We start from the raw sequence: 26,700 nt of genomic DNA on the forward strand, positions 1-26,700 counted from the left end.
GCTCCCCTCCCGAACCCCCAGACCCACCAGAGAGGAGAACCATGACCAGCACATCACCCGCCCCCGCCCCGTTCGACCACCGCATGGCCGTGTTCGGCGCGGACGACGAGTTCGTGGCCGCCGCCCTCCCGTTCCTCGCCGAGGGCCTCGGCGCACCCGGCGAACCCCCGCCGGTCGCCATCGCCGCCCCCGACAAGCTGGACCTGCTGCGCGATGCCCTCGGCGCCGACGCGAAGGACACCGTGCTGATCCCGCACACCGAGTGGTACACGGGCTCGGCCGCCAACGCCGTTGCCCAGAGCGCCGGTTACCTCGCCGCGCACGCGGGCCCCGGCGGCCGTGTCCACCTCCTCATGGAGCCCGTCTGGAACGGCCGCGCGGGACGCTCCGTCCGCGAGACCACCGAGTGGCTGCGCTACGAGGCCCTCGCCAACCTCCTCTTCGCGCCGATGGCGACGACGGCCCTGTGCGCGTACGACATCCGCACCGCCGGCACCGCCATCGTCGAGGCGGCCCGCCGCGCCCACCCCGACACGGCCGTCTACGAGGACCCGTACCGTCTCGCGGCCGAACTGGACGCGGCACCAATGCCGTTGCCCCCGGCCGACGCGGAACCGCTCCCGCAGCCGTCCGCGGACGCCGTCCGCAGAAGCGCGGCCGCTCGCGGACTCCCGCCCGCGGACGCCGAGTTGTTCACCGAGGCGGTCACCGCGGCGGCCGCCGCACTCGGCCCGGTCACCGGCACCCTGATGTGGGGCCAGGCCCCCGCCTGCGTCTGCGAACTGCGCACATCGCGCCGGGTCGAGGACCCACTGGCGGGCTTCGTCCCGCCTCCGGTCCCCGAACTGGAACCGGACCAGGGGCTGTGGTTCACCCGCCAGGTGTGCGCCTACGTCGACGTCCGGGACGACGGGGCGGGCGCGACCGTACGGCTGCAGTACGGGTAACCGCTTGCGGTCACGCAGGTATGGAAACAGGTAGTCCTCCCCGTGCGCCCGACGTGCGGGGAGGGCACTCTGAAACCATGCTGGATCTCTCCGGGACCCCTCGCCCGGACCGCGACCCTCAGTTCGCCGCTTACCCCCAACCACCCTTGCGGGCAGGCCACTTGAGCGTCGAGTACGACCCACGGCCGACCGCCGTGGGCGAGGCCCGCGCGGAGGTGCGCAGGCAGCTGGAGGGGTGGGGTCTCGCGGACCGGGGCGACCTGGTGGACGTGGCCGAGCTCCTCGTCAGCGAGCTGGCCACCAACGCCCTGCTCCACTCGGCGAGCCGCTTCCGGCTCACCCTCTCCGCCTCGCACGGCGTCCTGCGCTGCGAGGTCTATGACGCCGGCCGCCGCACCCCGCAGGTCCTGGAGGCGGGCGCCTCGGAGAGCGGCCGGGGGATGTTCCTGGTGAACGCGCTTGCCGGACGCTGGGGTTGCCACCAGGACGGGCAGGGCAAGACCGTCTGGTTCGAGCTCGAGACCTGTGGGGCCGACGGCTGCGGTCGTCGGCGACAGCCGTGACGCCCTCTTGCCCGTACCGCCGCTTTGCGGTTTCTTGACCTTCATGGCGGACACCACGGGAAACCCCACAGACACCGAGGCACCATCCGGCATCGACTCCACCCCACGCAAATCGAGTTGGCGGTACATCGGCCCCGGCATCGTCGTGGCCGCGACCGGCGTCGGCGCCGGCGACCTGGTGGCCACGCTCATCGCGGGCAGCAACTTCGGCTACACCCTCCTCTGGGCCGCGATCGTCGGCTGCCTGGTGAAGATCTCCCTCGCCGAGGCGGCCGGCCGCTGGCACCTCTCCACCGGCCGCACCCTCTTCGACGGCTGGGCGAGCCTCGGCCGCTGGACGACATGGTTCTTCGTCGTCTACGCCGTCATCTGGGGCTTCGTCTACGGCGCCGCGGCGATGTCGTCGAGCGCACTGCCCCTGCAGGCGCTGTTCCCGGACGTGATGGACCTCGAATGGTGGGCCATCGCCTGCGGCCTCGTCGGCCTGGTCTTCGTCTGGTTCAACAAGTACGAGGTCTTCGAGAAGGTCATGACGGTCCTGGTGGGCGTCATGTTCGTGGTGACGGTGTACCTGGCGATCAGGGTGACACCGAACATCCCGGACGCCTTCGCCGGGCTGCTGCCCGTCCTGCCCGACGAGAAGGACTCGATCCTCAACACCCTGGGTCTGATCGGCGGGGTCGGCGGGACCATCACCCTTGCCGCGTACGGCTATTGGGTCAACGCCAAGGGCTGGACCAACACCGGCTGGATGAAGGTGATGCGACTGGACAACCGTGTCGCCTACGCCACGACCGGCATCTTCGTGGTGGCCATGCTGTTCGTCGGAGCCGAACTGCTGCACTCCGCGAACGTGGCGATCGCGAGCGGCGACAAGGGCCTGATCCAGCTGAGCGACATCCTGGAGGCCGAGTACGGCTCGGCGACGGCGAAGTTCTTCCTGATCGGCTTCTTCGCCACGTCGTTCACCTCGCTGATCGGCGTGTGGCACGGCGTGAGCCTGATGTTCGCGGACTTCGTGGCCAGGTACCGCAGCCGCAGGGAGGCGAGGGGCGAGGAGGTCGCGTCGGGCGAGCGCGAGCGCTCGTGGCCGTTCCGCGCCTACCTGCTGTGGCTGACCTTCCCCCCGATCGTGCTGCTCTTCCAGGGCCAGCCCTTCCGCCTGATCATCCTCTACGGCGTCCTCGGCGCGGCGTTCCTCCCGTTCCTCGCCCTGACCCTGATCTGGCTCCTCAACTCCTCGCGCACACCCCGCGAATGGCGCAACGGACTGCTGAGCAACGCGATGCTCGCACTCGCGGGGCTGCTGTTCCTGATCCTGTGCGTGAAGCAGATCTGGGACCAGCCGTGGGCGGAGTTCTTCTGACCAGTGAGGCCGACCCCCGGGGTCACTGCCACCACTTCGGGCTGAGGGCGATCTCGCGGAGCTGCTTCATGCTCAGCGCGGGGGTCTTGCGGGTGGCGGCGGTGTCCTGGGCGCCGGAGTTGAAGGCGCTGACCACCACCCGCCGTCCGTCGGCCGTGATGGTGTCGACGGTCCACATCACGACCCCCGTGCCGCCCTTCTCGCCCGGCCCCTGGTGCGTGGCGACCTTCGTCCCGTCGGACAGGGTCTCGGCGTCGGAGCCGAAGAGGTCTCCCGCGACGTCCGACATATCGCTCTGGACGTTGACCTGGACGAGGCTCTTGCCCTTGCCGTCGTCGAGGACGGCGTAGCCGAACCCGGAGTCGGAACCGCTGTCCTCGGAGATCGTGAAGCCCTTCGGCAGCAGGGACCTGAGCGTCGGGGCGACCGGCACGGCGGCGGCGGTCTCGGTCGAACTCGGCTGCGCGGACGGCTTGTTCGGGTCCTCGGGCGTCGCGTCGACGGCGTCACGCCAGGCCTTCGCCGCGGCGATGTTCCGCAACTGGGCCGGGGACAGCGGCGGTCGGTCCCGGGTGATCGGCGCGTCCTTCTCCGCCGCGGCGTTCCACTCGCTGACGCTGACGTGGTGGCCCTGCGGGGTGACCAGTTCGGCGGTCCACCACTTGGTCTCCACACGGCGGTCCGGATACTCGTACCCCTGCAGGACCATGACCAACGAACCGTCCGGCAGCCTGGTCGTGCCGCAGGCGTCGTAGTGGACGTAGGCCTTCCCCGGGCACTTGGTGACCTGCCGGGCCTCGTCGCTGCCCGGCTCGACCCGGCCGAGCCCGACGCCCACGGCCGCCGCGCCCTTGCCGTCGTCGAAGACGAGGTGCACGTACGGCCCCGGCCGCTCGTCCGTGCCGTGTGCCTCCGCCTGGCTGAACTTGCCGTCGGGGAGCAGCTTTTCGAGCGTACGGATCAGGGAGTCGCCGGAGACGGGGGCGGGAGCGGGGGAGGAGGTGGCGCTGTGCGTGGCGGCCACGGAGGAGTCGTCCTCCCTCGGGGAGCCGCCGCCGGGCAGGAGCAGCGCCGCCCCGCCCACGCCGACGAGCGCGAGACCGGCGGCCCCGCCCACGCCGGCGGCCCGCCGCAGCATCAGGCGCCGCCGCCCCTTGAGGGCACCGGCGGCGACCAGCGCGGCCCGGTCGGTCTCGAAGGCGCCGCCGGCCTGCCGCAGGCCGGCGGAGAGCCGCTCCTCGAAGGGATCGCTGTGCTGTTCGACGGGCATGACGGACCACCGTTTCGTGAAGTGGGATGACACGGAGCGTTCAGGGGCGCGCGTACTCGTCGAGGTCCTCGCCGAGCAGTTCCCGCAGCCGGCCGAGGGCTCGGACGCACCGGGTGCGCACGGCTGCCGAACTCGCGTTCATGGCCTGGGCGGTCTCCTCGATGGAGCGGTCCTCCCAGTAGCGCAGGACGACCACCGCCCGGTCCTTCGCGGGCAGCCGGCCGAGCGCCTCCAGCAGGGTCAGCCGCAACGGCGTGTCGAGGCCTTCGGCAGGTCGGTCCGGCAGCACGTCGGTGGCGCGCTCGGTACTGCTGCGTCTGCGCTGATGGGCGAGGAACGTACGCGCGAGAACGGTCTGTGCGTAGGCCGCGGGGTTGCCGACCCGTGCCAGGCGTCCCCAGCGGACGTACAACCGCCCGAGGGTCTCCTGCACCAGGTCCTCGGCGAGATGCGTGTCCCCGGCGGTCAACAGACAGGCGGAACGGTAGAGATGCCCGGCACGCGCCGATGCGAACTCCGCGTACTCGTCCGCGCGTGCCTGTCTCATTCCTGATCCCCCTGTCCGCGGTACCGCCCTCACTTCATTGATGCGGTGGCACCGGGGAAATGTTTCACGCAGGCTCGGGCCGTCGTGCCGGTAGGGTGCTCCACCGGTTGCTTGATCACCAAGAAAGGCTCGACGGAGGCCTGATGAACACCCCGCCGCCCATACCGCCGTCCGGCCCGTACGCCGCCCCGTATCCGGGACCGTACGGAGTGCCGGGCCCCGCGCCCGCCCCCATGTGCGAGGTGTGCGGGGCGGCTCCCGCGGCGGCGGTGACCATCCGGGCCCACCAGGGCATGGTCGTGCTGATGCGCTCGATGCGGCGCCAGGGCGTCTACTGCCGGCCGTGCGGCATGGCCTTCTTCCGTGAGATGCAGGCGGACACCATGCTGCAGGGCTGGTGGGGCCTGCTGTCGGCGTTCGTCACCCCGCTCTTCCTGCTCCTGAACCTGGGGGCCCGCGCGACTCTCCGCGCCCTCCCGGAGCCCACCACCTGGGGCTGGCGCCCACCCCTGGACCCGGGCAAGCCCATCCTGAAGCGCCCGGCGGGCCTCATCGCCCTGATCCCCCTGATCGCAATCGCCGTTCTGGTCACGGCGTTCACCGTGCTGATGATCATCGGCCTGGTGGCCGGGGACGACGACACCCCGAAGCCGCTCACCGCCGGCTCGTGCGTCCGCAACGAGGGTTCCTGGACCGACCAGGACCTGCAGCCGGTGCCCTGCGACTCCGCACTCGCCGCCTACCGAGTCAAGGACCCCGGCACGGACGAATGCCCGGCCGGGGCCTATCTGGCCGACCTGAAGTACAGCGGGGACGGCACGACGAACCTGTGCCTGGTTCCCCTCAGCCGGCGGTGACACTCACGCGGCTAGGGGAGTCCGTGCACATGCGCCCCCACCGAACTGGACCATGAACTCCCCGCCGCGGCATCCCAGTTGGTCGACCACGTCATCGCACCCCGCAGGTCGGGATACGTCTTCGACGGCTTGAAGGAGCCGCAGTTCGTTCCCTTGGTCAGGCAGTCCAGGGCGTTGTTGACCACCGTCGGGGAGACGTAGCCGCTGCCCGCCGCGCTCGTCGAGGCCGGGAGGCCGAGGCCCACCTGGGACGGGGAGAGGCCGCCCTCCAGCTGGATGCAGGCCAGGGCCGTCAGGAAGTCGACCGAGCCCTGGCTGTAGACCTTGCCGTCGCAGCCCAGCATCGAACCGCTGTTGTAGTACTGCATGTTGACGACCGTGAGGATGTCCTTGATGTTCAGGGCCGTCTGGAAGTAGGAGTTCGACGTCGACTGCATGTCGATCGTCTGCGGCGCCATCGTGATGACCAGGGACGAGCCCGCCTTCGAGGAGAGGGAGCGCAGCGCCTGGCTCATGTACGTCGCGTTCAGGCCGTTCTCCAGGTCGATGTCGACCCCGTCGAAGCCGTACGTCTGCATCAGCGAGTAGACGGAGTTGGCGAAGTTCGTCGCGGACGCCGAGTCGCTCACCGACACCGTGCCGTTCTGGCCGCCGACGGACACGATGACCTTCTTGCCCGCTGCCTGCTTCGCCTTGATGTCCGCCTTGAACTGGTCGACCGTGTAGCCGCCGAGGCCCGCCGAGTCCAGGTTGAAGGTCACCGCACCCGGCGTCGTCGTCGCGTCCGCGAAGGCCACCGCGATGATGTCGTACTGGGAGGAGACGTCCGAGATCTTCTGGACCGTCGCCCCGTTGTTGAAGTTCTGCCAGTACCCGGTGACCGCGTGCTTCGGCACGGCGCCACCGCCTCCGCCGCCGGAGGACGCCGTCGTCGTCCCCGTCACCGCCGCCGACTTCGCCGACTCGCCCGCCGAGTTCGTGGCCGTGACCTGGAAGGAGTACGACGTCGACGCCGCGAGCCCCGTCACCGTCGCCGAAGTCCCGGTCACCGCCGTCACCTTGGTGCCGTCGCGGTAGACGTTGTAACCGGTCGCGCCCGACACCGAGTTCCACGCCAGCGACACCGACGACGACGTCGTACCCGACACCGCCAGTCCGCCCGGCGTCCCCGGAACCGTCGGCCCCGGATCAGTGCCGCCGCCCCCGTCCGGGCCGTACACCGACACGTCGTCCGCGTAGTACGCCGCCTGCCCGTACCAGCCGTGCGTGTACACCGACACCGACGTCGTCGACGCGCCCGTAGTGAAGGTCGTCGACAGCTGCTTCCAGGACGAGGAGTCCGGGGTCCACGTCGACACGTCCGTCGTGCCGGTGCCGGTCACGCCCAGGAACGCGTACCCGCCCTGCACCCAGGCGCTCAGCGTGTACGTCGAGTTGGGCTTCACCGCCACCGACTGCGTGCACTGGGCGTTGTCCTGCCCGGCCGGCGTCGCCTTCAGGGCCGCCGAGCCGCCGTGGACGGGGGAGGTGACCGTCGTGCCGCTGCTCGCGGTACAGGTCCAGTTGGCCAGGCCGGACTCGAAGCCGGCGTTCTTGGCGTTGTTGACGTCCGCGGCGGACGCCTGAGCCGCGCCCGCCAGGGACAGGGCGAGGGCGGCGGTGACCGCTCCCGACCAGAACCTCATGGATCGTCTAAGTGGGTACATGACAACAAGTTGGTCCAGACCAATCCGCCTGTCAAGAGGTCCAGACCAACTTCCCCGCAGCCGGGGGCCCTCACGCCTCCCGGCCCTCCCACCACTTGTCCAGCAGCAGCCCCATCGAACAGCCCGCCAGCAGCACCCCCGTCGACATCCACAGCGCGAGACTCGACACGTTCGCCAGCTCCGGCCGCAGCGACACCGTCAGCAACTGCCCCGCCGCCGGCACCGCGCAGGCCGCCGCCACATGGCGCGCGGGCATCTGGCGCCACGGCTCCGGATGCACCCGGGCGGCCGCCCAGGTCGCGAGGACGACGCAGAGCAGGTTCGGGACGTGGACGAAGGCCAGTGCCGAGCCGAAGGAGTCGACTCCGTCGGGGCCCACCAGGTTGTCGTAGACCACCCTGATCTGGACGTACTCGGTGACGACGAGAACCAGGATGCCCACGGCCCAGCAGCGTATGAGAGCCATCAGTTGCCTCCGAAGGCCTCGTACGCGAGCAGGACCGTGAAGCCCAGCGCCGCCATTCCGCAGCCCGCGGTCAGCGCCAGGGCCTGCAGCACCGGGGACCAGCTGCCCCGGCCCGCCACGGTCGCCGTCCCCTGCGGATCGCGGGGGTCGTAGGTGACGGTGACCGGGGTGCCCTCGTCGGTCGACCAGCCCGCGAGGTCCTCGAACTCGACGTGCGTGCCGTCGGCCGTACGGAAGGCGAAGAAGTGGCGGGTGGCGTCGGAGCGGTTGTACGGCTCGGTCTCGACCCGGACGCACTCACCGGAGGCGCGCACCCCGCGCCGCAGCACCCGCGCCACCGTCACCAGCCGCCTGGCGTACTTCACCGCGATCGCCCCGAACAGCACGACGAGCAGCACGAGTACGACGTAACCGCCACCCGGCACCTGCACGGCTAGTGCACCTCCACCGAATCGACGATCTTCGCGAGGTCCGCGTCCGAGAGCTTGCCCTCGACCGCGTCGACACGAACTGCGAAGGTCTTGCCGGAGGAGTCCAGGCCCGTCAGGATCACGCCCTTGACCGGGGTGCCCTTGGGCGGATCGTCGTCCTGGCCCGCCGACTTGAAGGTGAAGTCGATCCGCTTCGCCTCGTCCGTGCCGGACAGCTTCACGTCCTTGTCGCCCTTCACCTTCGCGCCCATCTGGATGCCGGCCTCGGCGGCGATGGCGGCCTGCTCGGCCGAGTCCGCCTGGGTGAAGCCGAGTTGGACGGTGATGACGGAGACGGTCCTGCCGCTCTCGGTGCGTACGGCCGCCGCCGCGTTGTACTTGCTGCGCTCGGCCGCGCTCTGCTCCTCGTACCCACCGGATCCCTTCGGGTACGACACGTCGACGCCCTTCGTCTTCAGCGTCCCCCAGTCGTCGGGCACCGAGGCGGAGTCGGAGTTCCCGTCGCCGCACCCGGCGAGCAGTGCGGTCAGCAGGCCGGCGGCCAGGAACGTACGGCGGGTCTTCATCGGCGAAAGCTCCCCTCTCGTCAGTTCGCACAGTAGCTGTAGGGCAGGTAGGAGCGGCTGTCGCCGCGAGGGGCGCCCAGGAACTGCGCGTCGGTCAGCGTCTCGGACTTCTGCTCGGTGCTGACCGTCAGGCCGAGGCTGAGCCCGATGTTGAGCTCGAAGCCGTACTCGGCCGCGTTGACCTGACCGGTGTACGTCATCCTGCTCGACTTGCCCTGGTCGAACATCAGCTGCCCGAAGGGGTCGTCGGCGCCGGGTCGGCTGGTCGGGGCGTGGTCGTCGAACATGTACTTGAACGGCGCGGCGATCTGCTCGTTGTTGCCGTCCAGCCACTGCTCGCCGACCGCCCGGGCCTTGTCGCCCTCGGGGCCGGGGTCGAAGCTGACGGAGTTGGTGACGATCTCGATGCCGGTGGAGCTGTCGGTGCCCTTCTCGCCGACACTGCCGCCCCGCTTGTCCTTCTTGTCCTTGCCGTTGTCGCCGCCGACCTTGACGCCGTCCTTCTGGCCGCCGTCCTCGACCGTGCGGGTCATGTCGATACGGACCAGCTTGCCCGTCTTCTTGTCGTAGGTGACGGTGATGGTGCCGGTCTGGGTCCGGGAGGCCGAGTACTCGCCGCTGACCGGGCCGGCCTCGTAGCCCACCTTGGTGCCGTATTCGATCGACGAGGAGTAGGTGTACGACTTGGTGCCCTTGTAGGGGTTGTCCGTCCAGGTCACGTCCGGCGAGTACTTGAAGTTGCCGCCGAGCGTGGCGCTCAGCTTCTTCTCGTCCGCCACCGAGAACTTGATGCCCGCGGACGCCGACGCCTCCAGACCCACTTTGCCGTAGGTGATCTTCCGGTTGTCGCCGAGGTGTTCCTTGACCCGGTTCTCGGTGTCCTCCTCGTCCTTGAGGGGACCGGCGCCGAAGAGGTAGGCGATGCTGTCGCCGAGACTGGCCTCCGCGCCGCCGGGCATCGTCCGCCGCATCTCGTACATCTGCAGCTTCTCGATGTCGTCCCGGAACTGCTTGGCCTCGTCGGGGCTCTCGAAGACCCAGGTGTCGCCGTTGGTGACCTTGATCCCGGCGCCGAGCTCCACCTTGTCGGTGCCGAACTTGCCCACCTTCATGCCCGGTTTGAAGTCCTTCTTCGCGGCGACGGACGCGGCGTCGGTGAAGGTCAGATAGACCAGCTCGTCCTTGTCGTCGACCTTGCCGTCGTGGTTGACGTCCGTCTTCGCCTTGAGGTGCTGCTCCTGGAAGCCGTACTCCTTGCCGATCTCCCAGAACAGGATCTTCGCCTTGGAGCCCGCCTTGTCGGTGACCGAGGAGACCTGGCACAGGGCCGGCTCGTAGTCGGCGTCGGTGAGGGGCTCGCCCTGGTTCGGGCCGCCGGCACCGCAGTTGCCGCCGCCGGCCACCTTGCAGATCTGGGCGGCGAGCTTGTCGTAGATCGTCTGCCCGATGCCGGTGGCCGAGACGGCGAGCACGATCGCGGCACTGACCACGACCATGCCGAGGTACTCGGTGCCGGTCGCGCCGCGGTCGTCGAATCTGTACGTCGGTGGTGTGTACGGCCGTATGCCTCCCCCGTGAGACATGCGCACCCCTCCTTGGCGGGCGGTGTTCCTGTGGATGGCCGCGACAGTAGGTGCGGGGGTGGCCGGGCGGCGTGGGTCCGGGGACCCAAACAGGGGCCCAGTGTCGAACTGGGACCGGCAAGATGCTCAACCTGCCCCGTTTTGGCGTGTCTTGTGAAACAGCAGTTGCCCACCAGCTACAGAAACGCTGTTCTCCGGTCACAGAGGCGTGGATACAGTGCTGAGGTAGTCACGCAGTGAAGTCATCTCGGTGTACCGGAGTAACCCCGGTGGATCGACGGCGTAACACGGGGAGCTGCGCGTGCCAACTGCCATTGCCGTGACCAGTGCCGACATGGCGCTGCCACCGCAGGACGAGCGGACCCTGCCTGCCGTCGTCCTGCCGGACCTGGACAAACAGCCGCTCGACCAGGCACTGGCCGGCCTGCAGAGCCTCATCGACCAGCACGGGCATGTGATCGTCGTCTGCTCGCAGGCCGTCTCGCGTGGAGTGGAGCGGCGGTTGCACACGATCCGCTCCCTCCTGGAGAGCGACCGTATCGCTCTGTTCCGCCCGGATCTGCCCCCACTCGGACTGGCCGTCCTGGCCCGCCAGTTGAGGCAACTGGCCTCCTGCGACCTCAGCCCCGGCGTGCTCGCCTCCGCGGGCCGGCTGCTCACCCACTACATCCATGCGGGGGCCCTGCTCGGCTCCGTCGCCCGCCTCGACCGCGTACCCGTCGGACTCAAGTCGCACGCCAAGTCCTGGGTGCCGGGCAGCCAGTTCGGCGTACTCGCCCATCCCGAGCCGCAGTTGGTGAAGATCGGCCCCGGAGCCACCCTCGCCGGGCCGGAGTTCGGCACCTGGATGCTGGTCGGAAAAGGGCAATTGCAGTCGGACTGGGTCACCGGGACCCTGGCCAAGCAGTGGAACGTACAGGGACTTCGCGAGGCGCCGCTGCCGGCCGAGTCGTCGGTCTGGTGGGGAACGGGCAAGGTGATCGAGTTCGCCGCCTTTCTCCCCGACCTGTCAGTGCTGTACCAGCTGGTCACGTCCGTGCGGCAGAGCACCTGCCACTGGTGCGGCATCGACGTCATCGGCGACCGCTGCGTCTTCTGCAGCGCCACTCCACCGCTCACCGAGAACCAAATCACCGCCGGGTGAGTCCTGAACCTCCAGACGCACCGCTTGCACGAATCCATTCCGCTCGACCGATATCCCCAATGAGGTTGTACGGTTCATGAACTCCCGTCAGCGCCGCGGCGTGCTACTCCTGCTCCTGTCGGTCGTCTGCGCCCTGGGCGCGTTCGCCGGCGTCCTGTCCGTCATCAGCGACGTGAAGTCCAAGGTCGGGCCCGAGGTCACGGCGTACCGGCTGAAGACCAATGTGGCGCCCTACACCACGCTGAACACGGGCCAGTTCGAGAAGATCAAGATGCCCGAACGCTGGCTGTCGGAGAACGCGGTCACCAATCTCAACGACATCCGGGGCAAGATCGCCGTCACGACCCTGAAGGCCGGCTCCCTGCTGCAGAGCGACATGATCGTGAACCAGCCCGCTCTGCAGCCCGGGCAGCAGGAGGTCGCCATCATGATCGATGCGGCGACCGGTGTCGCCGGCAAGATCACGCCGGGATCCACGGTCAACGTGTACGCCACCTTCGCGGGCGAGCGGGAGGGTGACCCCGCCCAGTCCAAGATCATCGTAACAAACGCCAAGGTGCTGGACGTCGGGAAGATCACCGCGCTGGATCCGAGCGAGAGCAACAAGAACCAGCAGCAGCCCACCGACGCCGTGCCGATCACCTTCGCCCTCTCCACCCTCGACGCCCAGCGCATCACGTACGCCGAGTCGTTCGCCGAGCGGGTCCGGCTCGCGCTGGTGGCGCCCGGCAGCGACACCACGGTCCCCGACAGGGACCGGACGTACCAGCTCGCGAAGGACAAGTGAGAGGCCCGCATGCCCACGAGGATCCTCCCGGCGGTCGGTGACGCGGACGCGGTCCGTTCCATCACGACACTGCTCAGCCAGCTCCCGGACGCCGATCCGGTGGCCCCGGTCGTCGACTCGACCCAGCTCATCGACACCCTCGCGCGCCTGGCCGCCGAGTCGGTCGACGAGCTGCCCGAGGTCGTGGTGGTGCACGAACGGATCGGCCCGGTCCCGGCGTTGGAGCTCATCCGCGAGGTGGCGCTGCGCTTCCCGGCGGTGGGAGTCATCCTCGTCACCTCGGACGCGAGCCCCGGCCTGTTCCAGGCGGCCATGGACTACGGCGCGCGCGGACTTGTGGCGCTCCCGCTCAGCTACGAGGAGCTGGCCAGCCGCGTCCAGGCGGTCGCGCAGTGGTCCGTGGGCGTACGGCGTCATCTGGGCTCCGGCGGCGACGTGTTCACCGGGGTCGGCGGCACGGTCGTCACGGTGAGCGGGTCCAAGGGAGGCGTCGGCGCCACCCTCATGGCCATCCAACTGGCCCTTGCGGCACAGGCGTCCGGGCGCAGTACGGCCCTGGTGGACATGGACCTGCAGACGGGGGACGTGGCCTCGTACCTGGACGTCCAGTTCCGCCGCTCGGTCGTCGACCTCGCGGCCATCACCGACATCTCCCCGCGGGTCCTCGCGGACGCCGTCTTCCGCCACGACACCGGGGTCGCGCTGCTGCTCGCCCCCGGAGACGGCGAACGCGGCGAGGAGGTCACCGACCGGGCCGCCCGGCAGATCGTCAGCGCACTGCGCTCGCGCTACGAGGTCGTCGTCATCGACTGCGGTGCGCAGATGGGCGGGGCGGCCGCGGCGGCCGTGGAGATGGCCGACACCGCGCTGCTGGTCACCACGCCCGACGTGGTCGCCGTACGGGGCGCCAAGCGGACGGTGCGGATGTGGGACCGGCTGCAGATCCGCAAGGCCGAGGAGACGACGGTGGTCGTCAACCGCCACACCCGCGGGACGGAGATCCAGCCGCCGCTGATCCAGAAGATCACGGGGACGGCGGTGGCCGGGACCGCGATCCCCGCGAACTTCAAGGAACTTCAGGGCGCGGTGGACGCGGGGCGCATCCACGAACTGGACAGCAGGAGCGTGGTCAAGCAGGCGTTGTGGGCGCTGGCGGGGGAGTTGGGGCTGGTGAAGCCGGTCGAGGGCGCGCAGAAGGGCGGCGGGCGGCTGCGGGGGGATCGGGGATCGGTGAGTTTCCGGCGGCGCAAGGAGTGAGGGGAGTGAGGGGGATGACTGCGAAGGAGAGAGACCGGGGCCAGGTCACCATCGAGTTCCTCGGCATGACGCCGCTGATCATCGTCACGCTGGTGGTGCTGTGGCAGCTCGTGCTCGTGGGGTACGCGTTCACGCTTGCGGGGAATGCTGCGGACGAGGCGGTGCGGGCGGGGACGGCGGCCGAGTACGACGGCAACGGGAAGTGTCAGCAGGCGGGGCTGGACAAGCTGTCGGGTGCGTGGAAGGAGGGCGCGACAGCGGGGTGCGGCGGGTTCGGCACCGGCTACATCACCTCGGACGTCAGCATCAAGGTCCCCGTCCTCTTCCCCGGCACGATCAACTTCCCCTTCACCGTGAAGGGCCACGCGGGCGCCGTAGAGGAGGCGACGAACTGAGATGTCGTACGGCAGGAGAGTCCGCGACCGCGACGTCCGTGACCGCGAAGTCCGTGACCGCGGCCAAGTTGCCATCGAGTACCTCGGGTTCATCCCGATCCTGCTCCTGGTCGCGATGGCCGCCGTACAACTCGGTCTGATCGCCTACACCGCCCAGCAGGCGGGCACCGCGGCCCGCACCGGGGCGCGCAGTGCGTCGCTCCGTGACGACTACACGCAGGACTGCCGGAACGCGGTCAGTGGCTTCCTGGCCGACGGCACGAAGTGCGAAGCCGCCTTCGGCGGTGACGACGTCACCGTCACCTCGACCGTGAACATTCCCTCGATCGTCCCCTTCTGGAAATTCGGAGACGCCCACAAGACCGCCACCATGCCGCTCGACCACTGACGCACTGCGAGGAACACCATGAGCCTGCGGGCACGAATCAACTCCCCCGAGGAGAACGGTCACCGGGGCGAGGACGGCCACATGGTCGCCTCGTACCGGGCCAAGCTTCTGGAGGAGATCGACCTCGCGGAGATGAGCTCGCTGGCCGCGGCCGAGCGCCGGGCCCGCCTCGAGCGGGTGCTCGGGCACATCATCAGCCGCGAGGGCCCCGTGCTGTCGACGGTCGAGCGCTCGCAGCTGATCCGCAGGGTGGTCGACGAGGCACTGGGCCTGGGCATCCTGGAGCCCTTGCTGGAGGACGCGTCGATCACCGAGATCATGGTGAACGGCCCGGACGCGATCTTCGTCGAACGAGGCGGCAGGGTCGAGCAGTTGCCGCTGCGCTTCCCGTCCCACGACCAGCTGATGCAGACGATCGAACGCATCGTCTCGACGGTGAACCGCAGGGTGGACGAGTCGAACCCGATGGTCGACGCGCGCCTGCCGTCCGGCGAGCGTGTGAACGTGATCATCCCGCCCCTGTCGCTCACCGGCGCGACGCTCACCATCCGCCGCTTCCCGCGCTCCTTCACGCTGCAGGAGATGATCGGCTTCGGCTCGCTCGACGAGCACATGCTGTACCTGCTGGCGGGGTTGGTGCAGGCGAAGTTCAACGTGATCGTGTCGGGCGCGACGGGCACCGGAAAGACGACCCTGCTCAACGCCCTCTCCGGCCTGATCCCGGAGGGCGAACGCATCATCACCATCGAGGACTCGGCCGAACTCCAGCTCCAGCAGGCACATGTGATCCGCCTGGAGTCCCGCCCCCCGAACGTCGAGGGCAAGGGCCAGGTCACCATCCGCGACCTGGTCCGCAACTCCCTGCGTATGCGCCCCGACCGCATCGTCGTCGGTGAGGTCCGCGGCGGCGAGTCGCTGGACATGCTCCAGGCGATGTCGACGGGCCACGACGGCTCCCTGGCCACGGTGCACGCGAACAGCGCGGAGGACGCCCTCATGCGTCTGAAGACCCTGGCGTCGATGTCGGAGGTGGAGATCCCCTTCGAGGCGCTGCACGACCAGATCAACAGCGCGATCGACGTGATCATCCAGCTGACCCGCTTCGCCGACGGCGCCCGCCGCATCACCGAGGTCGCACTCCTCGACAGCCACGGCAGCGAGCCGTACCGGCTGGCGACGGTGGCCCGCTTCAACGCCCAGCCGATGGCGGCGGACGGCCGTATCTACGGCGCCTTCGAGTACTTCCCGCTCCCGCGCCGTACCGCAGACCGCCTCTACATGGCGAGCCAGCCCGTCCCCCAGGCCTTCGGCGTCGCCCAGACCGCAGACCAACTCGCCACCCGAGAAGCCAGGTAGGCAGGAACCCGTCCCCATGGAACCCAGGTAGGAACCGCTCGATGGATCTGCAAACCCTTGTCACGCTCACGACCGGCATCACCCTGCTGACCTGCGTCCTGGCAGTCATGGGCCTGCACGCCTACGCCATGGGCAAGGCCCAGCGCCAGGCCCTCGTCGACCGGCTCTCGGCCACGGGCCAGATCCAGATCGGCGGCCGCCGACGCCGCTTCCGCAACCTGGACCGCCGCCTGCGCCGCACGCAGCTCGGCAAGAAGCTGGAACTGCGGCTCGCGGCAACGGGTTTGGACATCACGCCGGGCGAGTTCTTCGTCTACATGCTCGCGACGGTGATGGGCCTGTGGCTGATCGGCCAGGCGTCTCTGGCGCCCTTCTTCGGCCCGATCGCGGGTCTGCTGGGCATCTGGGTGGCCCTGCAGTTCCTCAACTGGCAGCGCCAGAAGCGCATCGAGAAGTTCATCAACCAGCTGCCGGAGCTGGCCCGGATTCTGGCCAACGCGACGCAGGCGGGGCTGGCGTTGCGGACGGCGATCGGGATGGCGGCGGAGGAGTTGGAGGCGCCGGCGGGGGAGGAACTCGGCAAGGTGGCCAACCAGTTGGCGGTGGGCGCCTCGATGGACGATGCGCTCGGCGAGCTTGCGGAGCGCCTGCCATCCCGTGAACTCGTCGTCCTGGTCACGACGTTGGTGCTGTCGAACCGGGCGGGCGGCCAGGTGGTCAGTGCCCTGCGCAACCTCACGGAGACCCTCGAGGAACGCAAGGAGACCAGGCGCGAGGTCCGCACCCAGCTCTCCCAGGTCAACATGACGTCGTACGCCGTCCCCGTGCTGGGCGTGGGCTCGTTGTTCCTCATGAACGGCGTCAAGGACGGCGCCCTGGATCGCATGACGGGCTCCGCGTTCGGCCAGGCGGCGGTGATCATCGCGTTCTCGCTGTACGCCGTGGGGTTCATCCTCATCCGCCGGCTGTCCCGCATCGACGTCTGAGCGGCCGAGACAGGTTCAGGAAGGAGGACGACCATGGTGGCACTTCTGCTGGCCCTGGTGATGGGCCTCAGCGTCTGGGGCATCTTCGCCGGCATCCGCATGTACCGCGCGGACGCCCGGCTGCCCGTCGACCTGGCGCTGGCCCTGGAGGTCGGATCCACCCGCACCGGCGCGGTCGACTCGCTCGTCGACCGCCTCGGCATGCGGTATGCGCCCGCGGTCCTGCGCCTGATGGGCCCGAAGATGGTCGCCAAGTACCGCCGCAAGATCGACCTCGCGGGCAACCCCGGCGGCCTGACCATCGACCGCTACGCGGCCCGCCGCGCGGTCTACGGCTTCCTCGGCGGCGTGGGCGGCCTGGTGTTCCTGATGAAGGGCAACTTCATCGTCGCGGTCATCCTGTTCGCCTTCGGCGCGTTCTGGACGGAGGTCGGCATCTGGTCGGCGATCCGCATCCGCAAGGACGTGATCGAGCGGACGCTGCCGGACTTCCTGGACGTCCTGGCGGTCGTGGTGAGCGCGGGCCTCGGCTTCCGCCAGGCCCTGGACCGCGTGGCCTTGAAGTACGAGGGCCCCTGGGCCGACGAACTCCGCATCACCCTGCGCCAGATGGACCTCGGCATGAGCCGCCGCCAGGCCTTCGCGGAGCTGCGCCGCAGGAACGACTCGGAACAGGTGGCGATGTTCGTGACAGCACTGCAGCAGGGCGAGGAGCTGGGAGCGCCGATCGTCGACACTCTCGTGTCCCTGGCGAAGGACATGCGCCGCACGGACGCGCAGAACGCCCGCCGCAAGGCGGCCCGCGCGGTCCCCAAGGCCACCATGATGATCACCACCTTCATGGTCCCGGCCACGATGATCCTTCTCGGCGCCGGCCTGATCCTCGGCTCCGGCACCGACTTCGGCTCGCTCACGGGCAAGTAGAGAGGCGGTGACTGGTGATGCCGACGACGAAAGAACGCATCGGGCTCCTGCGGCGCCGCCCGAAAGCCCCGGAGATCACAACGCCCCCGGCAGGCACGGTCCTTCCGGCCTACGTCCGCACCGGCGCTCCCGACATCCCGGTGACCTCGGCGACACCGGCACTGCCACCGGGCTGGGAACCGGCGGACGCACCACTGCCGGGGCTGCCGGCACAGCCGGATCCGCGGGTGCAGGCGGGCATGGCTCCCGTGGCCCCCGGGGCCGGCGGGGTTCCGGCGGAGCGGACGGTACGGATCACGCGGGCGGGGCGCCGGACCCATGCGCAGGCGGCGGCTCCGGTGCCTCCTCAGCCGGCTGCTCCCGCGCTCCCTTCGGCGACCGCCCCTGCGGCAGCCGGCGGTGCACAGCCTCCGGCGGCGCCGGCTGCACCTGACGCCGGGGCCCGCACATCCCCTACGCCTCCCACGCCTCCGGCATCCGTCTCATCCCCTGCGTCCGCGTCCCCCGCGATCCCCATCCAGGTCAACGCACTCCAGGCCATGTGCCGCCAGGTCTTCGGCTTCCGCCTGGCCATGATCGCCCTGTCGGCCCCCGCGGCCCTCGTCAACGCCTCGCCGGGCCTGGCCACCCGCCTCGTGGGCGCAGCCGTAGTCGTCACCTTCATGGGCTCCTACGTCCTCTTCAGGGACTGGGAACGCTTCGGCCCCCTCCTCCTGCGCCACCCGACCCTCCTGGCGGTGGACACCCTCTTCGGTTCCCTGCTCCTCATCTCCGCGGGCCCGGACACCACCCTCGCCTACGTCAGCGTCTGCACCCCACTGCTGGCAGGCATCGTCTACGGCTGGCGCGGCGCGGCCGTCTTCGCATCCCTCCAGTCCGTGATCCTCTTCCTGGTCTACGCGGCGTCGAGGAACGAGCACGCGACCCCCGCCGAGACCCTGCTCCTCCCCGGCCTCTGTGTCATCGCGGGCGCGGTCGGCTCGGCCCTGCGCAACCTCATGCTCCGCTTCGGCGCGGCGACCCAGGCCCTGACCACCGTCCAGGCCCGCCTGGCGGTGACGGAGGCGGTGAGCGCCGAACGGGCCCGTCTGGCAAGGGAGATGCACGACTCCGTGGCAAAGACGCTCCACGGCGTCGCGCTGGCCGCAGACGGCCTGGCGGGCTCCGCCGGCGCCTCCCGCATGGACGCGACACTCGTCAGGCAACAAGCCGAACTGGTCGCCCGATCGGCCCGCCGAGCCGCCGCCGAGTCCCGCGAGCTGCTGGCCGACCTGCGCCGCGAGTCCGACCCGGACCACGCCACGGACGTCCTGGTCGAACTGGCCGCCCGCACAAAGGACTTCAGCACCAGGACCGGCCTCCAGGCCACCTACCGCCCGACCGGCGAGCACTCGGTACCGCCGGTCCCACCCGCGGTGGCCCGCCAACTCCTCACGATCGCCTCGGAGGCGATGGAGAACGCGAACCGCCACGCGGGCCCGACCCGGGTGGACGTGAACGCAGGCGTCCACGGTGACCTGCTCCGCATCAGCGTGTACGACGACGGCCGCGGCCTCCCGCCGGGCACCACCCTCGAACAACTCCGCCGGGCAGGCCACTTCGGCCTGGTCGGAATGGTGGAGCGGGCCGCGTCGGTGGGCGCCCGCATCCGCATCGGCCGCGGCGCCCACCCCCGGGGCACCGAAGTCCGCCTGGAACTCCCGCTGGCGGCCCTGACGACGTAGAGATCGCGATCAGCCGGATGAGCAGTACGCCGCACCCGTCCCCCACGACAAGAGAGGAGGCCGCTTCATGCCGGACCAGACAACTCCCCACACCGGCCCGCAGCAGCCGCCGGCCCACAACCCGTTCGAGGCGTTCCCGCCCCCCGAACCGCTGAAGGTAGTGGTGGCGGACGACAACCCGGTGGTGCGTGCAGGCCTCACCGCACTCCTCTCCGGCCGCGCGGACATAACGGTGGTGGCGGAGGCGGCGGACGGCCGTCAGGCCTACGAGGCGGCCGTCCAACACCGCCCCGACGTCGTACTCCTGGACGTCCGCATGCCCGGCGTCGACGGCATCTCGGCACTCCCGTACCTGGTGCAGATCGCCCCGGTGGTGATGCTGACGTACAGCAGGGAGTCGGAGATCGTCCAGGAAGCCCTGCGCCGGGGCGCAGGCGGCTACCTGGTCCACGGCGAGTTCACCGCGGACCAACTGGTGGCAGCGGTGCGGGACATCAAGGAGGGCCGGGCCCACTTCACCCCGACGGCAGCGGGCGCACTGCTGGCGCAGCTCCGGCAGGGGCAGGGGGCGGGAGGTGGCGTGTCGCTGCCCGAGGGGTTGGGGCAGGCAGATGCGAGTGCATACGGAAATGCAGCGCGTGTGTCAACGTATGTGAATCCTGAACATGCCGCTCCACCTGGGAACTTGGCTCCGCCCAGGCCTCCCGTCGCCACTATTTCTTCAGAAAACCTTTCGCAGATGCAACCGGATGTGGGACAGTCTTCGTCTGGATGGACGAGTGGCCGTCCGGCTGCTCCCGACAGGTCGAGGTTCCAACTCAGCACGAGGGAGGCGGAGATCATGGACCACATCGCGTCCGGCATGAACAACCAGCAGATCGCCGCCACGTGCTTCATCAGCGAGAAGACGGTCAAGAACCACATCAACCGCATCTTCGCGAAGCTCCACAGCACCAGTCGCTCGGAGGCCGCCGCCAAGTGGCTCGGCACGGCCCCGGGTTCGGGTCGAGGGCTGGGGTGACCTGCGATGACCGTACGGGGGGATAGGGGGCTGGGCCTGCGGGCCCAGGTCGCAGACGTGCAGTCCCAAAGCGGTGGTTGGGCCTCGGTTTGGGCCCGTGATTGGGCCCTGGGACCCTCTGGTGGACCGGGTGTTCCGCCGTACGTTTCTCGTGTCGAAAGCGGCACCGGCAAGGAGGAAGCCGGTAACGCGAACGGCACAGAGACTCAGCAGTCGGCCGGTGAGCGGCCGGCCGAACCCGGAGGGGAACACCATGAGCGACCTGATGCTGAAGACCGCCGTTGCGACCAAGGTCCGCGTGAACGGCTGGAAGAACACCACGGTCGAGGCGATGCAGCGCCGCGCCGGCGACAAGGGCCAGACCGCGGTCGAGTACCTGGGCATCATCGCGGTGGTTGTGGCGATCGTTCTGGCGATCACCGGCACCAACCTCGGACAGACGATTCTCGGCAAGATTCAGGCGCAGATCGCCAAGGTTGCTCCTTGATGCAAGCTCGCCGGTACGGCGATGCAGGGCAGGCCTTCCCCATCTACATCACGGTGGTGGGGGGCCTGCTCTTTCTTGCGTTCGCCTATTTCGCGGTCGGCCAGGCCGCGGCGAATCGGAATGGCGCCCAGACGGCCGCCGACGCGGCGGCACTCGCGGCGGCCCAGGAAACCCGGGACCAACTTGCCGGCATGTGGGTGGACAACGTACTCGACCCGACCAAGTGGCAGGACATTCTCAACGGCAACCGCCCAGGGCTCAACGACTGCTGGCGTGCCTACCAGCTTGCGTCGCGGAACGACGCGCGTGTGGATGATCCCACCGGCGGTTGCCAGCCGCCGGACGCTTTGCCCCTGAGCTACACGGTCTATGTGAAGGCCGACAAGCCCGTTGGGGAATCCATCGTCCCCGGCACGGAGAACCGCCACGCGCATGCGCACGCCACTGCCGTGATCGAACCGCTCTGCACGTTCAAGCTCCCGGCTGAAGATGCCGGGGACGATGTGCTGCCGCGGCTCTCCTGCAAGGACAGGGACTGGGACCTGGACCCGGACGACCTCACCGATCTGCCCGGACCCGAAGACCTCTTCGACGTCCATCTGGCCGACTGACAAGCGAACGACGAGTGATGAAGGAAGCGGAGTCATGAGCATTCGGTTCACTACGAAGGCCCGCAGGGGGATGGTCGCGTTGACCGTTGCGGCCGGTCTGGCCCTCGGTGTGGCCGGTTGCGGCGGGGGCGGCGACGACAAGAAGCCGGACACGTCGGCGTCAGCCTCCAAGGACAGTGGATCCAAGCCGAGTGCTCAGGAGGGGAAGTCGGAGACACCCCTGGCTGAACTCAAGGGCACTGACGGACTGCTTCTTCAAATCACCTCCGCCACGCGGGATTCGGGCGGATTCGTCACGGTGAACGGGATTGTGAAGAACGACGGCGCCAAGTCGGTCGTCATTCCACCCCAGACGAGCGGTGACGAGACCGAAGTGATCGCGCACGGTCCTTCGCTCGGTGGTGCCACGCTCGTTGATTCCAAGGGCAAGAAGCGCTACTACGTGCTGCGCGACACGGAAGGACGTCCGCTGACGACGACCGGCCTCGGGAACCTCGAAGCGGGGCAGACGCTCCCGGTCTTCATGCAGTTCCCTGCCCCGCCGGCAGGTACGACCGACGTCGACCTGCAGGTCCCGACGTTCTCCAGCGGCACGATCAAGATCTCTGGGTGAGGCCGACCATGACCCGTACCCACACCCGGACAGCGCCGCCACGTCTCGCTTTGGTCGTCGCTGCTGCCACTGTCATGGTCGCCACGAACCTTTACAGCGCAGTAGCGGCCCACGCCGACGAAAGCCCCAGCGTCCCCCCAGGCACAGAGGCTTCCGCCTCCGCCCCCGTCAAGGTCGACCCCAACGACCCCGACCTCAAACTCCCCGAGGGCGCGACTCTCGCGGCCTCCAAAGTCCTCGACATCAAATCCGTCGTAGAAGACCAAAGCGGCGACGAACGCCGCGAAGACACCAACTCCGACGTCAAGTTCGCCCTCCAGGCCGAGGTCCTCTTCAGCAAGGACAGCGCGAAACTCAGCGGCGAGGCCAAGTCCCGTATCTCCGCGATCGCCGACGAGATCAAGAAGCAGAACGGGACGAAGGTCCGCGTCTTCGGCTTCACGGACAACCTGGGCTCTTCGGCACACGGCGACGTCCTGTCCAAGCAGCGCGCGGACGCCGTACAGGGAGTCCTCGAGCAGGAGTTGAACGACTCCAACATCACCTTCGAAGTCCGCGGCTACGGCGAGCAGTACCCCATCGCCGACAACTCGACGGAGGCGGGCCGCAAGAAGAACCGCCGGGTGGAGGTCAGCTTCCCGCGCACGGAGAGCTGACCCGACCCCCGCAACGCACGGGAACGAACCGGGGCCTGTCCCACGCCGTCAGAGGCGTGGGACAGGCCCCGGTTCGTCGTACGTCAGTTGTCAACCGTCAGCCCCGCCGCCGTCGGACGCGTCGGTAGGCTGGTCTTCGGTCCTGCGCTCAATGACGAAGGATCCCTTGCCTACGACCGTCCGCACGTAGCCCAGCTCGGCCAGCAGGACCAGCGAGCGAAGCACGCGCAGGCAAACAAAGTGCACTGCGCCGGATGGTTGACCATGGCCGACAGCTGTGCGGTCAGTCACCCGGTGGGTGTCAAGCGGTCACGTGAAGTGCTGTACAACCGGCCAAAATCTCACCAAATCGACAACAGGTCCATCTGGCCTTGACAAGATCCCGGCTGGTGCCCGCGTGTGCCCCACGGATAGCGTTTGGTTCGCTTGAGTTATCCCCCACCTCAACGGGAGTCCACAGTGAACCGCCCCGCCCGGCTCACCATCGCCGTGCTCACCGCATCCGCAGCCCTGCTGCTGACCGCCTGCGGCTCGGGAGGAGGCGACGATTCGTCCTCGGACGACATCAAGGGGGCCGGCACGGGGGCCAGCAGCAGCCCCTCGACTTCCGCTTCGGCAGCATCCGACGTCAAGCGTCCGGGGATCACGCTCCCGAAGAGCTTCCAAGTGTCCTTCGACGGCTGGGCGAACAGCGATCCGAAGCTGCAGGCGGTCATGGACGACGGCAAGGAGCGCCTGCTGGGCACATACGCCGCGATCATTGAGCGAAACCCGAAGGCGGACTACGTCACCTTCTACAACGAAGGCGCCGCTCTGGCCACGGCGCAGGAGTGGGTCAAGGGGCTCGTGGATGATGACCTGACGCTCATCGGCAAGGGTCGGGCGTTCGACCCGCAGGTTCGCATCAGCCCGGACGGTTCGGGGACCCTCTTCTACTGCGTGGACGAAGGTGACGGGTCCACGAAGAACCTCACCACCGGCGAGGTGACGAAGACACCGGCCGACGACGCATTCGTGCTGTACCAGACCAAGTTGCGCAAGAGCGATGACGGGGTTTGGAGGACAACGACAGTCGCGACGAAGCGTGGTGGCTGCCAGTGACGCGCATCGTGTTCCGAGCCGCGGGCCTGGTCGCGGCGGCGTTGGCTGCTGCCGTGTCCACACCGTCCACGGCGTTCGCGTACGGCGACGACAAAGGTGAGGCAGCAGGGCAGCCCAGCGGCAAACCGAACGGCGGCGCGTCCGGGAACCAGCTGAGCGCCGAGGTCACCAAGTCGAGCATCGTCATCACGCAGTCGGGAGGAGGCGGAGGCTCCAAGCCCGCCACTGGGACCCTCGCGTCGGTCGATCCCAACTGGGAACCTCCGGCCTGCTGGTACGAACCCGTCCTGTCACCCGAGGAACTCAAGGCCGGGGTGGATAAGTTGAAGGGCACTGACAAGCTGGCCCCGGTCAATTCGCACCTCTTCTGGGCCTACGAGCTGTTCGTCAATCACTATGACAAGGGTCAGGACGACGGCTACAAGAACTACAACCTCGGCAAGCGCGGAATGTTCTGGCGGGACGTGGTTCGCGCCGGGCATGAGGACGATCTCGCCGCTTGGGATTGCGACAAAGTCATGTTCTGGCAGGGCGCCGGTACTGTCCCCGACGTCCCCAATGCCCCCACCCCGAAGGTCCTGGCCGCCTACGCCTACGACAAGATCCGTGTCCCGGAGACCGAGATCGAGCTGAAGCCTGACACCAAGTCCACGGTGAACCTGCCCACTTGGGTGTGGCTCGACAAGGGCACCTTCAAGGAGGTCAGGGTTCGCGCCGAGCTGCCGAACACCGGCCTCTGGGCGGAGACGACGGCCAAGCCGGTGGCCCTACATCTGAACCCGGGCACCGGGGACGCGGAGACGTATCCGGCCTCCGGCGACTGCACGATCAACGACGACGGCTCGATCGGCACCCCGTATGACAAGGGCGACGCGAAGAAGACCCCTTCGTGCGGCATCAGGTACCTGCGGGCCACTGACGGCAAGCCGTACAACCTGAAGGCGTCGATCACCTGGCAGATCTCCTGGGAAGGTTCCGGCGGCGCCAAGGATGACCTGCCGGACGGCACCTTCGAAACCACAAGGGACATGACAGTGCAGGAGATTCAGGCCATCAACCGCTGAGTGATCGTGAGGAATCTGTCGTGAGAGGCCCGCTCCTCCGAAGGGGCGGGTATCCGCAGCGGCCTCACAAGTAGAACAGCTGTAGTCGCTTACTCATGGAAGCAGGGGAGAGGGGAAAGGCGCGTGGCGGACCGGCTCGCTGTTGATGACGATGAGCTTGCGCACTTCATGAAGTTGCTGAAGAAGTCGAGCAGTTCCCTGAAAGGACTACGCAAGGCGCTGAGTGACGCCACCGTCAGGGGACTTGGCACCGACGACTTGGATTCTGCGTGTGAGACCTTCCAGGAGGACTGGAAGTACGGTACCGAGCAGATCGGTGAGCAGACCGAGAAGCTTGCCGAGATCATCGGAAAGAGCAAGGACAGCTACAACGAGGTGGACAAGGCGTTGGAGGAAGCCCTGAAGAAGGCCAAGGAAGGCTAGGGGAGATACGAAGTGACCTACACCCCTGGGCTCGAGCACTCGAACGGGCTCCTTGACTCGCAGGCCCGTGCGGACCTCAACAAGCCTCAAGGCCTCAAATCGCACCCCGGTGTCTCGAACCATGACTATCCGAACCTGGGCTTCAACCCTGCGCCGGGCAACACTGACACCGTCCACGATCTATGCGTCAAACTCGCCAACTGTGCCAAGGTCCTGGAAGATTCGCATGGATTGGTGACCAAGCTCCTGGACGGCAGCTACTGGAAGGGCGACGCGGCCGTAGCCTTCCGGGAGCAGCTCGACGGTGGCCCGCTGCCGATCAACCTCAAGAACGCTGCGCACTCCATCCGCAAGGCTGCCCGTCAACTCGGTCGTTGGGAAAGCGAACTCGAGGAGTTCCAGCGTCGCGCCAAGCGGCTTGAAGGGGATGCGAAAGAAGCACAGGGCGTTCTGGACACGGCGAAGGGTCGTGCGAGCAAGGCGAAGAGTGACCCGGATCTTGACAAGAAGGGTTCACGTCACGACGAGGCGCACAAGTCCCTCACCCACGCGAACACGGCTGTGGAGGAGGCGCAAGCCGAACTCGACAGAATCATCGGCCAGGCGAAGAAGCTTGCCGAAGAACACGAGGAAAAGGCCCGGTACCGGGCCCGCAAGATCAGTGACGCGACAGAGAAACTGGCGCCCCACGAGCCGGGATTCTGGGAGGAGAAACTCGACTGGCTCGCCGACAACCTGCCGGACATTCTCAGCTGGACAGCTGCTGCAATCGGCATCGCGGCTCTCTTCGTGGCCACGGGTGGGACCGCTGCAGCAGTGCTGCTCCTTGTCGCAGCCACGATGAGCGCGGGAGCGATGGCGACGCGATTGTCGGATCCGGCGGTGCGCGCGTCCTTGTGGGACGGTATCCGCCATGGTGAGTGCGACGCCGACTTCTGGAGCAACGCGATCGGAGTCACGGCGGACGGCCTGGGCATGCTCCCGGGAGTGGGTGCACTGGCCAAGGGTGCCCCCGCCCTGTTCAGAGGTGTCGGCGAGGCGGGCGAAGTGCTCACACTCGGTCAGAGGGTCGCCGCTGCCGGTGGAAAGACCATGACGGCTGCCAAGGAGTTCGCCGAATTGAAGAACCCGTTCACGGAGTGGGTGGTGACCAAGGCGCCTGGATTGACCAAGACAGTCGAGGTTGCGGAGGCGGTTGCTCCATGGGCCGGCCTGGCAACCGCGTCATACGGACTGGCCACAACAATGAACGACTCCTTGGAGAACGACACGGCTGGGAACGTGGGCACTTCAATCGACGGCGCGTTTCTGGGGCCGATCGACGTGTCCGAGACTGTCGATCTTGCTCGCCGTGTTTTCCAGTGATCGCCGTGCCAACTCGCCGCTTTCCCCCGAATCAGATGAGAAGGTAGCTGCCATGCAATCTCCCACCCACTCCACGGCTTGGAGTCATCCGCCAAC

The 26,700-nt window shown here is 68.4% G+C and carries 29 protein-coding genes; 22 read left to right on the plus strand and 7 right to left on the minus strand.

Features of this window, described 5'->3' with window-relative positions; all coding sequences use genetic code 11:
- The first annotated feature begins 41 nt into the window (after positions 1-41).
- The 3 genes from ACFY1L_RS09640 to ACFY1L_RS09650 all read left to right on the plus strand — a co-directional run bounded on the left by ACFY1L_RS09640 (position 42) and on the right by ACFY1L_RS09650 (position 2,876).
- Entirely contained in the window at positions 42-947 is a 906-nt protein-coding gene (locus tag ACFY1L_RS09640) for an anti-sigma factor RsbA family regulatory protein (RefSeq protein ID WP_388820663.1), read from the plus strand.
- 77 nt (positions 948-1,024) lie between these two features.
- A complete protein-coding gene (locus tag ACFY1L_RS09645; RefSeq protein ID WP_388820666.1) occupies positions 1,025-1,510 on the plus strand; it encodes an ATP-binding protein in 486 nt (161 codons plus the stop codon).
- A gap of 43 nt (positions 1,511-1,553) precedes the next feature.
- Positions 1,554-2,876 carry an Nramp family divalent metal transporter gene (locus ACFY1L_RS09650; RefSeq protein ID WP_388820670.1) on the plus strand — a complete coding sequence of 441 codons (1,323 nt, stop codon included), beginning with the start codon at positions 1,554-1,556 and terminating at the stop codon, positions 2,874-2,876.
- A 22-nt stretch (positions 2,877-2,898) separates the two neighbouring features.
- Here the strand turns inward: ACFY1L_RS09650 and ACFY1L_RS09655 are convergent, their stop codons facing one another.
- Complete coding sequence (locus ACFY1L_RS09655) at positions 2,899-4,146, minus strand: hypothetical protein (RefSeq protein WP_388820673.1); 1,248 nt, start codon at positions 4,144-4,146, stop codon at positions 2,899-2,901.
- Between the two features lie 40 nt (positions 4,147-4,186).
- The gene (locus tag ACFY1L_RS09660; protein WP_388820676.1) at positions 4,187-4,693 is read right to left on the minus strand and encodes a SigE family RNA polymerase sigma factor; all 507 of its coding nucleotides are present in this window, start codon (positions 4,691-4,693) and stop codon (positions 4,187-4,189) included.
- Between the two features lie 143 nt (positions 4,694-4,836).
- On the opposite strand from ACFY1L_RS09660, the gene ACFY1L_RS09665 reads away from it, so the two are divergent.
- The gene (locus ACFY1L_RS09665; RefSeq protein WP_388820679.1) at positions 4,837-5,550 is read left to right on the plus strand and encodes a hypothetical protein; all 714 of its coding nucleotides are present in this window, start codon (positions 4,837-4,839) and stop codon (positions 5,548-5,550) included.
- 11 nt (positions 5,551-5,561) lie between these two features.
- Here the strand turns inward: ACFY1L_RS09665 and ACFY1L_RS09670 are convergent, their stop codons facing one another.
- The 5 genes from ACFY1L_RS09670 to ACFY1L_RS09690 all read right to left on the minus strand — a co-directional run bounded on the left by ACFY1L_RS09670 (position 5,562) and on the right by ACFY1L_RS09690 (position 10,302).
- On the minus strand, positions 5,562-7,256 hold the full coding sequence (locus tag ACFY1L_RS09670; protein ID WP_388820682.1) for a chitinase: 1,695 nt from the start codon (positions 7,254-7,256) through the stop codon (positions 5,562-5,564).
- A 70-nt stretch (positions 7,257-7,326) separates the two neighbouring features.
- Positions 7,327-7,722, minus strand: coding sequence for a hypothetical protein (locus tag ACFY1L_RS09675; protein ID WP_388820684.1), 396 nt, complete (start codon positions 7,720-7,722; stop codon positions 7,327-7,329).
- Positions 7,722-8,153: a DUF3592 domain-containing protein gene (locus ACFY1L_RS09680; protein WP_388820687.1), complete on the minus strand. Its 432-nt coding sequence runs from the start codon at positions 8,151-8,153 to the stop codon at positions 7,722-7,724. The genes ACFY1L_RS09675 and ACFY1L_RS09680 overlap by 1 nt, the downstream gene beginning before the upstream one ends.
- A 2-nt stretch (positions 8,154-8,155) precedes the next feature.
- Positions 8,156-8,719: a hypothetical protein gene (locus ACFY1L_RS09685; RefSeq protein ID WP_388820690.1), complete on the minus strand. Its 564-nt coding sequence runs from the start codon at positions 8,717-8,719 to the stop codon at positions 8,156-8,158.
- 20 nt (positions 8,720-8,739) lie between these two features.
- A complete protein-coding gene (locus tag ACFY1L_RS09690; RefSeq protein WP_388820692.1) occupies positions 8,740-10,302 on the minus strand; it encodes a Flp family type IVb pilin in 1,563 nt (520 codons plus the stop codon).
- Between the two features lie 334 nt (positions 10,303-10,636).
- Here ACFY1L_RS09690 and ACFY1L_RS09695 point away from each other — a divergent pair, with 334 nt between their 5' ends.
- From ACFY1L_RS09695 to ACFY1L_RS09780, 18 genes are all read left to right on the plus strand, one after another.
- Positions 10,637-11,446 carry a hypothetical protein gene (locus ACFY1L_RS09695; RefSeq protein ID WP_388821171.1) on the plus strand — a complete coding sequence of 270 codons (810 nt, stop codon included), beginning with the start codon at positions 10,637-10,639 and terminating at the stop codon, positions 11,444-11,446.
- A 76-nt stretch (positions 11,447-11,522) separates the two neighbouring features.
- Complete coding sequence (cpaB, locus tag ACFY1L_RS09700) at positions 11,523-12,233, plus strand: Flp pilus assembly protein CpaB (protein ID WP_388820695.1); 711 nt, start codon at positions 11,523-11,525, stop codon at positions 12,231-12,233.
- Between the two features lie 9 nt (positions 12,234-12,242).
- Positions 12,243-13,490, plus strand: a complete 1,248-nt coding sequence (locus ACFY1L_RS09705; protein ID WP_388820698.1) for a CpaE family protein — start codon at positions 12,243-12,245, stop codon at positions 13,488-13,490.
- Positions 13,491-13,504: 14 nt separating this feature from the next.
- Positions 13,505-13,885 carry a pilus assembly protein gene (locus tag ACFY1L_RS09710; RefSeq protein ID WP_388820701.1) on the plus strand — a complete coding sequence of 127 codons (381 nt, stop codon included), beginning with the start codon at positions 13,505-13,507 and terminating at the stop codon, positions 13,883-13,885.
- A gap of 1 nt (position 13,886) precedes the next feature.
- A complete protein-coding gene (locus tag ACFY1L_RS09715; protein ID WP_388820704.1) occupies positions 13,887-14,273 on the plus strand; it encodes a TadE/TadG family type IV pilus assembly protein in 387 nt (128 codons plus the stop codon).
- A gap of 18 nt (positions 14,274-14,291) precedes the next feature.
- Positions 14,292-15,629, plus strand: a complete 1,338-nt coding sequence (locus ACFY1L_RS09720; protein WP_388820707.1) for a CpaF family protein — start codon at positions 14,292-14,294, stop codon at positions 15,627-15,629.
- A 41-nt stretch (positions 15,630-15,670) separates the two neighbouring features.
- A complete protein-coding gene (locus tag ACFY1L_RS09725) occupies positions 15,671-16,615 on the plus strand; it encodes a type II secretion system F family protein (RefSeq protein WP_388820709.1) in 945 nt (314 codons plus the stop codon).
- Between the two features lie 36 nt (positions 16,616-16,651).
- Positions 16,652-17,539: a DUF5936 domain-containing protein gene (locus tag ACFY1L_RS09730; protein WP_388821174.1), complete on the plus strand. Its 888-nt coding sequence runs from the start codon at positions 16,652-16,654 to the stop codon at positions 17,537-17,539.
- A 239-nt stretch (positions 17,540-17,778) separates the two neighbouring features.
- The gene (locus tag ACFY1L_RS09735; protein ID WP_388821177.1) at positions 17,779-19,263 is read left to right on the plus strand and encodes a sensor histidine kinase; all 1,485 of its coding nucleotides are present in this window, start codon (positions 17,779-17,781) and stop codon (positions 19,261-19,263) included.
- Positions 19,264-19,330: 67 nt separating this feature from the next.
- A complete protein-coding gene (locus ACFY1L_RS09740; RefSeq protein ID WP_388820712.1) occupies positions 19,331-20,284 on the plus strand; it encodes a response regulator in 954 nt (317 codons plus the stop codon).
- 253 nt (positions 20,285-20,537) lie between these two features.
- Positions 20,538-20,771 carry a hypothetical protein gene (locus ACFY1L_RS09745; protein WP_016437724.1) on the plus strand — a complete coding sequence of 78 codons (234 nt, stop codon included), beginning with the start codon at positions 20,538-20,540 and terminating at the stop codon, positions 20,769-20,771.
- Positions 20,771-21,382: a pilus assembly protein TadG-related protein gene (locus ACFY1L_RS09750; RefSeq protein ID WP_388820715.1), complete on the plus strand. Its 612-nt coding sequence runs from the start codon at positions 20,771-20,773 to the stop codon at positions 21,380-21,382. The genes ACFY1L_RS09745 and ACFY1L_RS09750 overlap by 1 nt, the downstream gene beginning before the upstream one ends.
- A 34-nt stretch (positions 21,383-21,416) precedes the next feature.
- A complete protein-coding gene (locus ACFY1L_RS09755; protein WP_388820718.1) occupies positions 21,417-21,995 on the plus strand; it encodes a hypothetical protein in 579 nt (192 codons plus the stop codon).
- An 8-nt stretch (positions 21,996-22,003) separates the two neighbouring features.
- A complete protein-coding gene (locus tag ACFY1L_RS09760) occupies positions 22,004-22,651 on the plus strand; it encodes an OmpA family protein (protein WP_388820720.1) in 648 nt (215 codons plus the stop codon).
- A 489-nt stretch (positions 22,652-23,140) separates the two neighbouring features.
- Positions 23,141-23,752 (plus strand): hypothetical protein, encoded by a 612-nt coding sequence (locus ACFY1L_RS09765; RefSeq protein ID WP_388820723.1) that lies wholly within the window; start codon positions 23,141-23,143, stop codon positions 23,750-23,752.
- A complete protein-coding gene (locus ACFY1L_RS09770; protein WP_388821180.1) occupies positions 23,743-24,816 on the plus strand; it encodes a hypothetical protein in 1,074 nt (357 codons plus the stop codon). Before ACFY1L_RS09765 ends, ACFY1L_RS09770 begins: the two co-directional genes overlap by 10 nt.
- 123 nt (positions 24,817-24,939) lie before the next feature.
- Positions 24,940-25,239 (plus strand): hypothetical protein, encoded by a 300-nt coding sequence (locus tag ACFY1L_RS09775; protein WP_388820726.1) that lies wholly within the window; start codon positions 24,940-24,942, stop codon positions 25,237-25,239.
- 12 nt (positions 25,240-25,251) lie between these two features.
- Entirely contained in the window at positions 25,252-26,604 is a 1,353-nt protein-coding gene (locus ACFY1L_RS09780; RefSeq protein WP_388820728.1) for a putative T7SS-secreted protein, read from the plus strand.
- The last annotated feature ends 96 nt before the right edge of the window (positions 26,605-26,700 follow it).

The sequence above is a fragment of the Streptomyces sp. NPDC001663 genome (assembly GCF_042893105.1).
Classification (GTDB): domain Bacteria; phylum Actinomycetota; class Actinomycetes; order Streptomycetales; family Streptomycetaceae; genus Streptomyces.

Bases quoted from the DNA above. Each gene is read 5' to 3' on its own strand.
- ACFY1L_RS09645 (WP_388820666.1), top strand. From the start codon at position 1,025: ATGCTGGATCTCTCCGGGACCCCTCGCCCGGACCGCGACCCTCAGTTC.
- ACFY1L_RS09715 (WP_388820704.1), top strand. From the start codon at position 13,887: ATGTCGTACGGCAGGAGAGTCCGCGACCGCGACGTCCGTGACCGCGAA.
- ACFY1L_RS09640 (WP_388820663.1), top strand. From the start codon at position 42: ATGACCAGCACATCACCCGCCCCCGCCCCGTTCGACCACCGCATGGCC.
- ACFY1L_RS09725 (WP_388820709.1), top strand. From the start codon at position 15,671: ATGGATCTGCAAACCCTTGTCACGCTCACGACCGGCATCACCCTGCTG.
- ACFY1L_RS09665 (WP_388820679.1), top strand. From the start codon at position 4,837: ATGAACACCCCGCCGCCCATACCGCCGTCCGGCCCGTACGCCGCCCCG.
- ACFY1L_RS09685 (WP_388820690.1), bottom strand. From the start codon at position 8,719: ATGAAGACCCGCCGTACGTTCCTGGCCGCCGGCCTGCTGACCGCACTG.
- ACFY1L_RS09650 (WP_388820670.1), top strand. From the start codon at position 1,554: ATGGCGGACACCACGGGAAACCCCACAGACACCGAGGCACCATCCGGC.
- ACFY1L_RS09750 (WP_388820715.1), top strand. From the start codon at position 20,771: ATGCAAGCTCGCCGGTACGGCGATGCAGGGCAGGCCTTCCCCATCTAC.
- ACFY1L_RS09705 (WP_388820698.1), top strand. From the start codon at position 12,243: ATGCCCACGAGGATCCTCCCGGCGGTCGGTGACGCGGACGCGGTCCGT.
- ACFY1L_RS09670 (WP_388820682.1), bottom strand. From the start codon at position 7,256: ATGTACCCACTTAGACGATCCATGAGGTTCTGGTCGGGAGCGGTCACC.
- ACFY1L_RS09655 (WP_388820673.1), bottom strand. From the start codon at position 4,146: ATGCCCGTCGAACAGCACAGCGATCCCTTCGAGGAGCGGCTCTCCGCC.
- ACFY1L_RS09720 (WP_388820707.1), top strand. From the start codon at position 14,292: ATGAGCCTGCGGGCACGAATCAACTCCCCCGAGGAGAACGGTCACCGG.
- ACFY1L_RS09690 (WP_388820692.1), bottom strand. From the start codon at position 10,302: ATGTCTCACGGGGGAGGCATACGGCCGTACACACCACCGACGTACAGA.
- cpaB (WP_388820695.1), top strand. From the start codon at position 11,523: ATGAACTCCCGTCAGCGCCGCGGCGTGCTACTCCTGCTCCTGTCGGTC.
- ACFY1L_RS09755 (WP_388820718.1), top strand. From the start codon at position 21,417: ATGAGCATTCGGTTCACTACGAAGGCCCGCAGGGGGATGGTCGCGTTG.
- ACFY1L_RS09695 (WP_388821171.1), top strand. From the start codon at position 10,637: ATGGCGCTGCCACCGCAGGACGAGCGGACCCTGCCTGCCGTCGTCCTG.
- ACFY1L_RS09660 (WP_388820676.1), bottom strand. From the start codon at position 4,693: ATGAGACAGGCACGCGCGGACGAGTACGCGGAGTTCGCATCGGCGCGT.
- ACFY1L_RS09760 (WP_388820720.1), top strand. From the start codon at position 22,004: ATGACCCGTACCCACACCCGGACAGCGCCGCCACGTCTCGCTTTGGTC.
- ACFY1L_RS09745 (WP_016437724.1), top strand. From the start codon at position 20,538: ATGAGCGACCTGATGCTGAAGACCGCCGTTGCGACCAAGGTCCGCGTG.
- ACFY1L_RS09735 (WP_388821177.1), top strand. From the start codon at position 17,779: ATGGCTCCCGTGGCCCCCGGGGCCGGCGGGGTTCCGGCGGAGCGGACG.
- ACFY1L_RS09740 (WP_388820712.1), top strand. From the start codon at position 19,331: ATGCCGGACCAGACAACTCCCCACACCGGCCCGCAGCAGCCGCCGGCC.
- ACFY1L_RS09675 (WP_388820684.1), bottom strand. From the start codon at position 7,722: ATGGCTCTCATACGCTGCTGGGCCGTGGGCATCCTGGTTCTCGTCGTC.
- ACFY1L_RS09710 (WP_388820701.1), top strand. From the start codon at position 13,505: ATGACTGCGAAGGAGAGAGACCGGGGCCAGGTCACCATCGAGTTCCTC.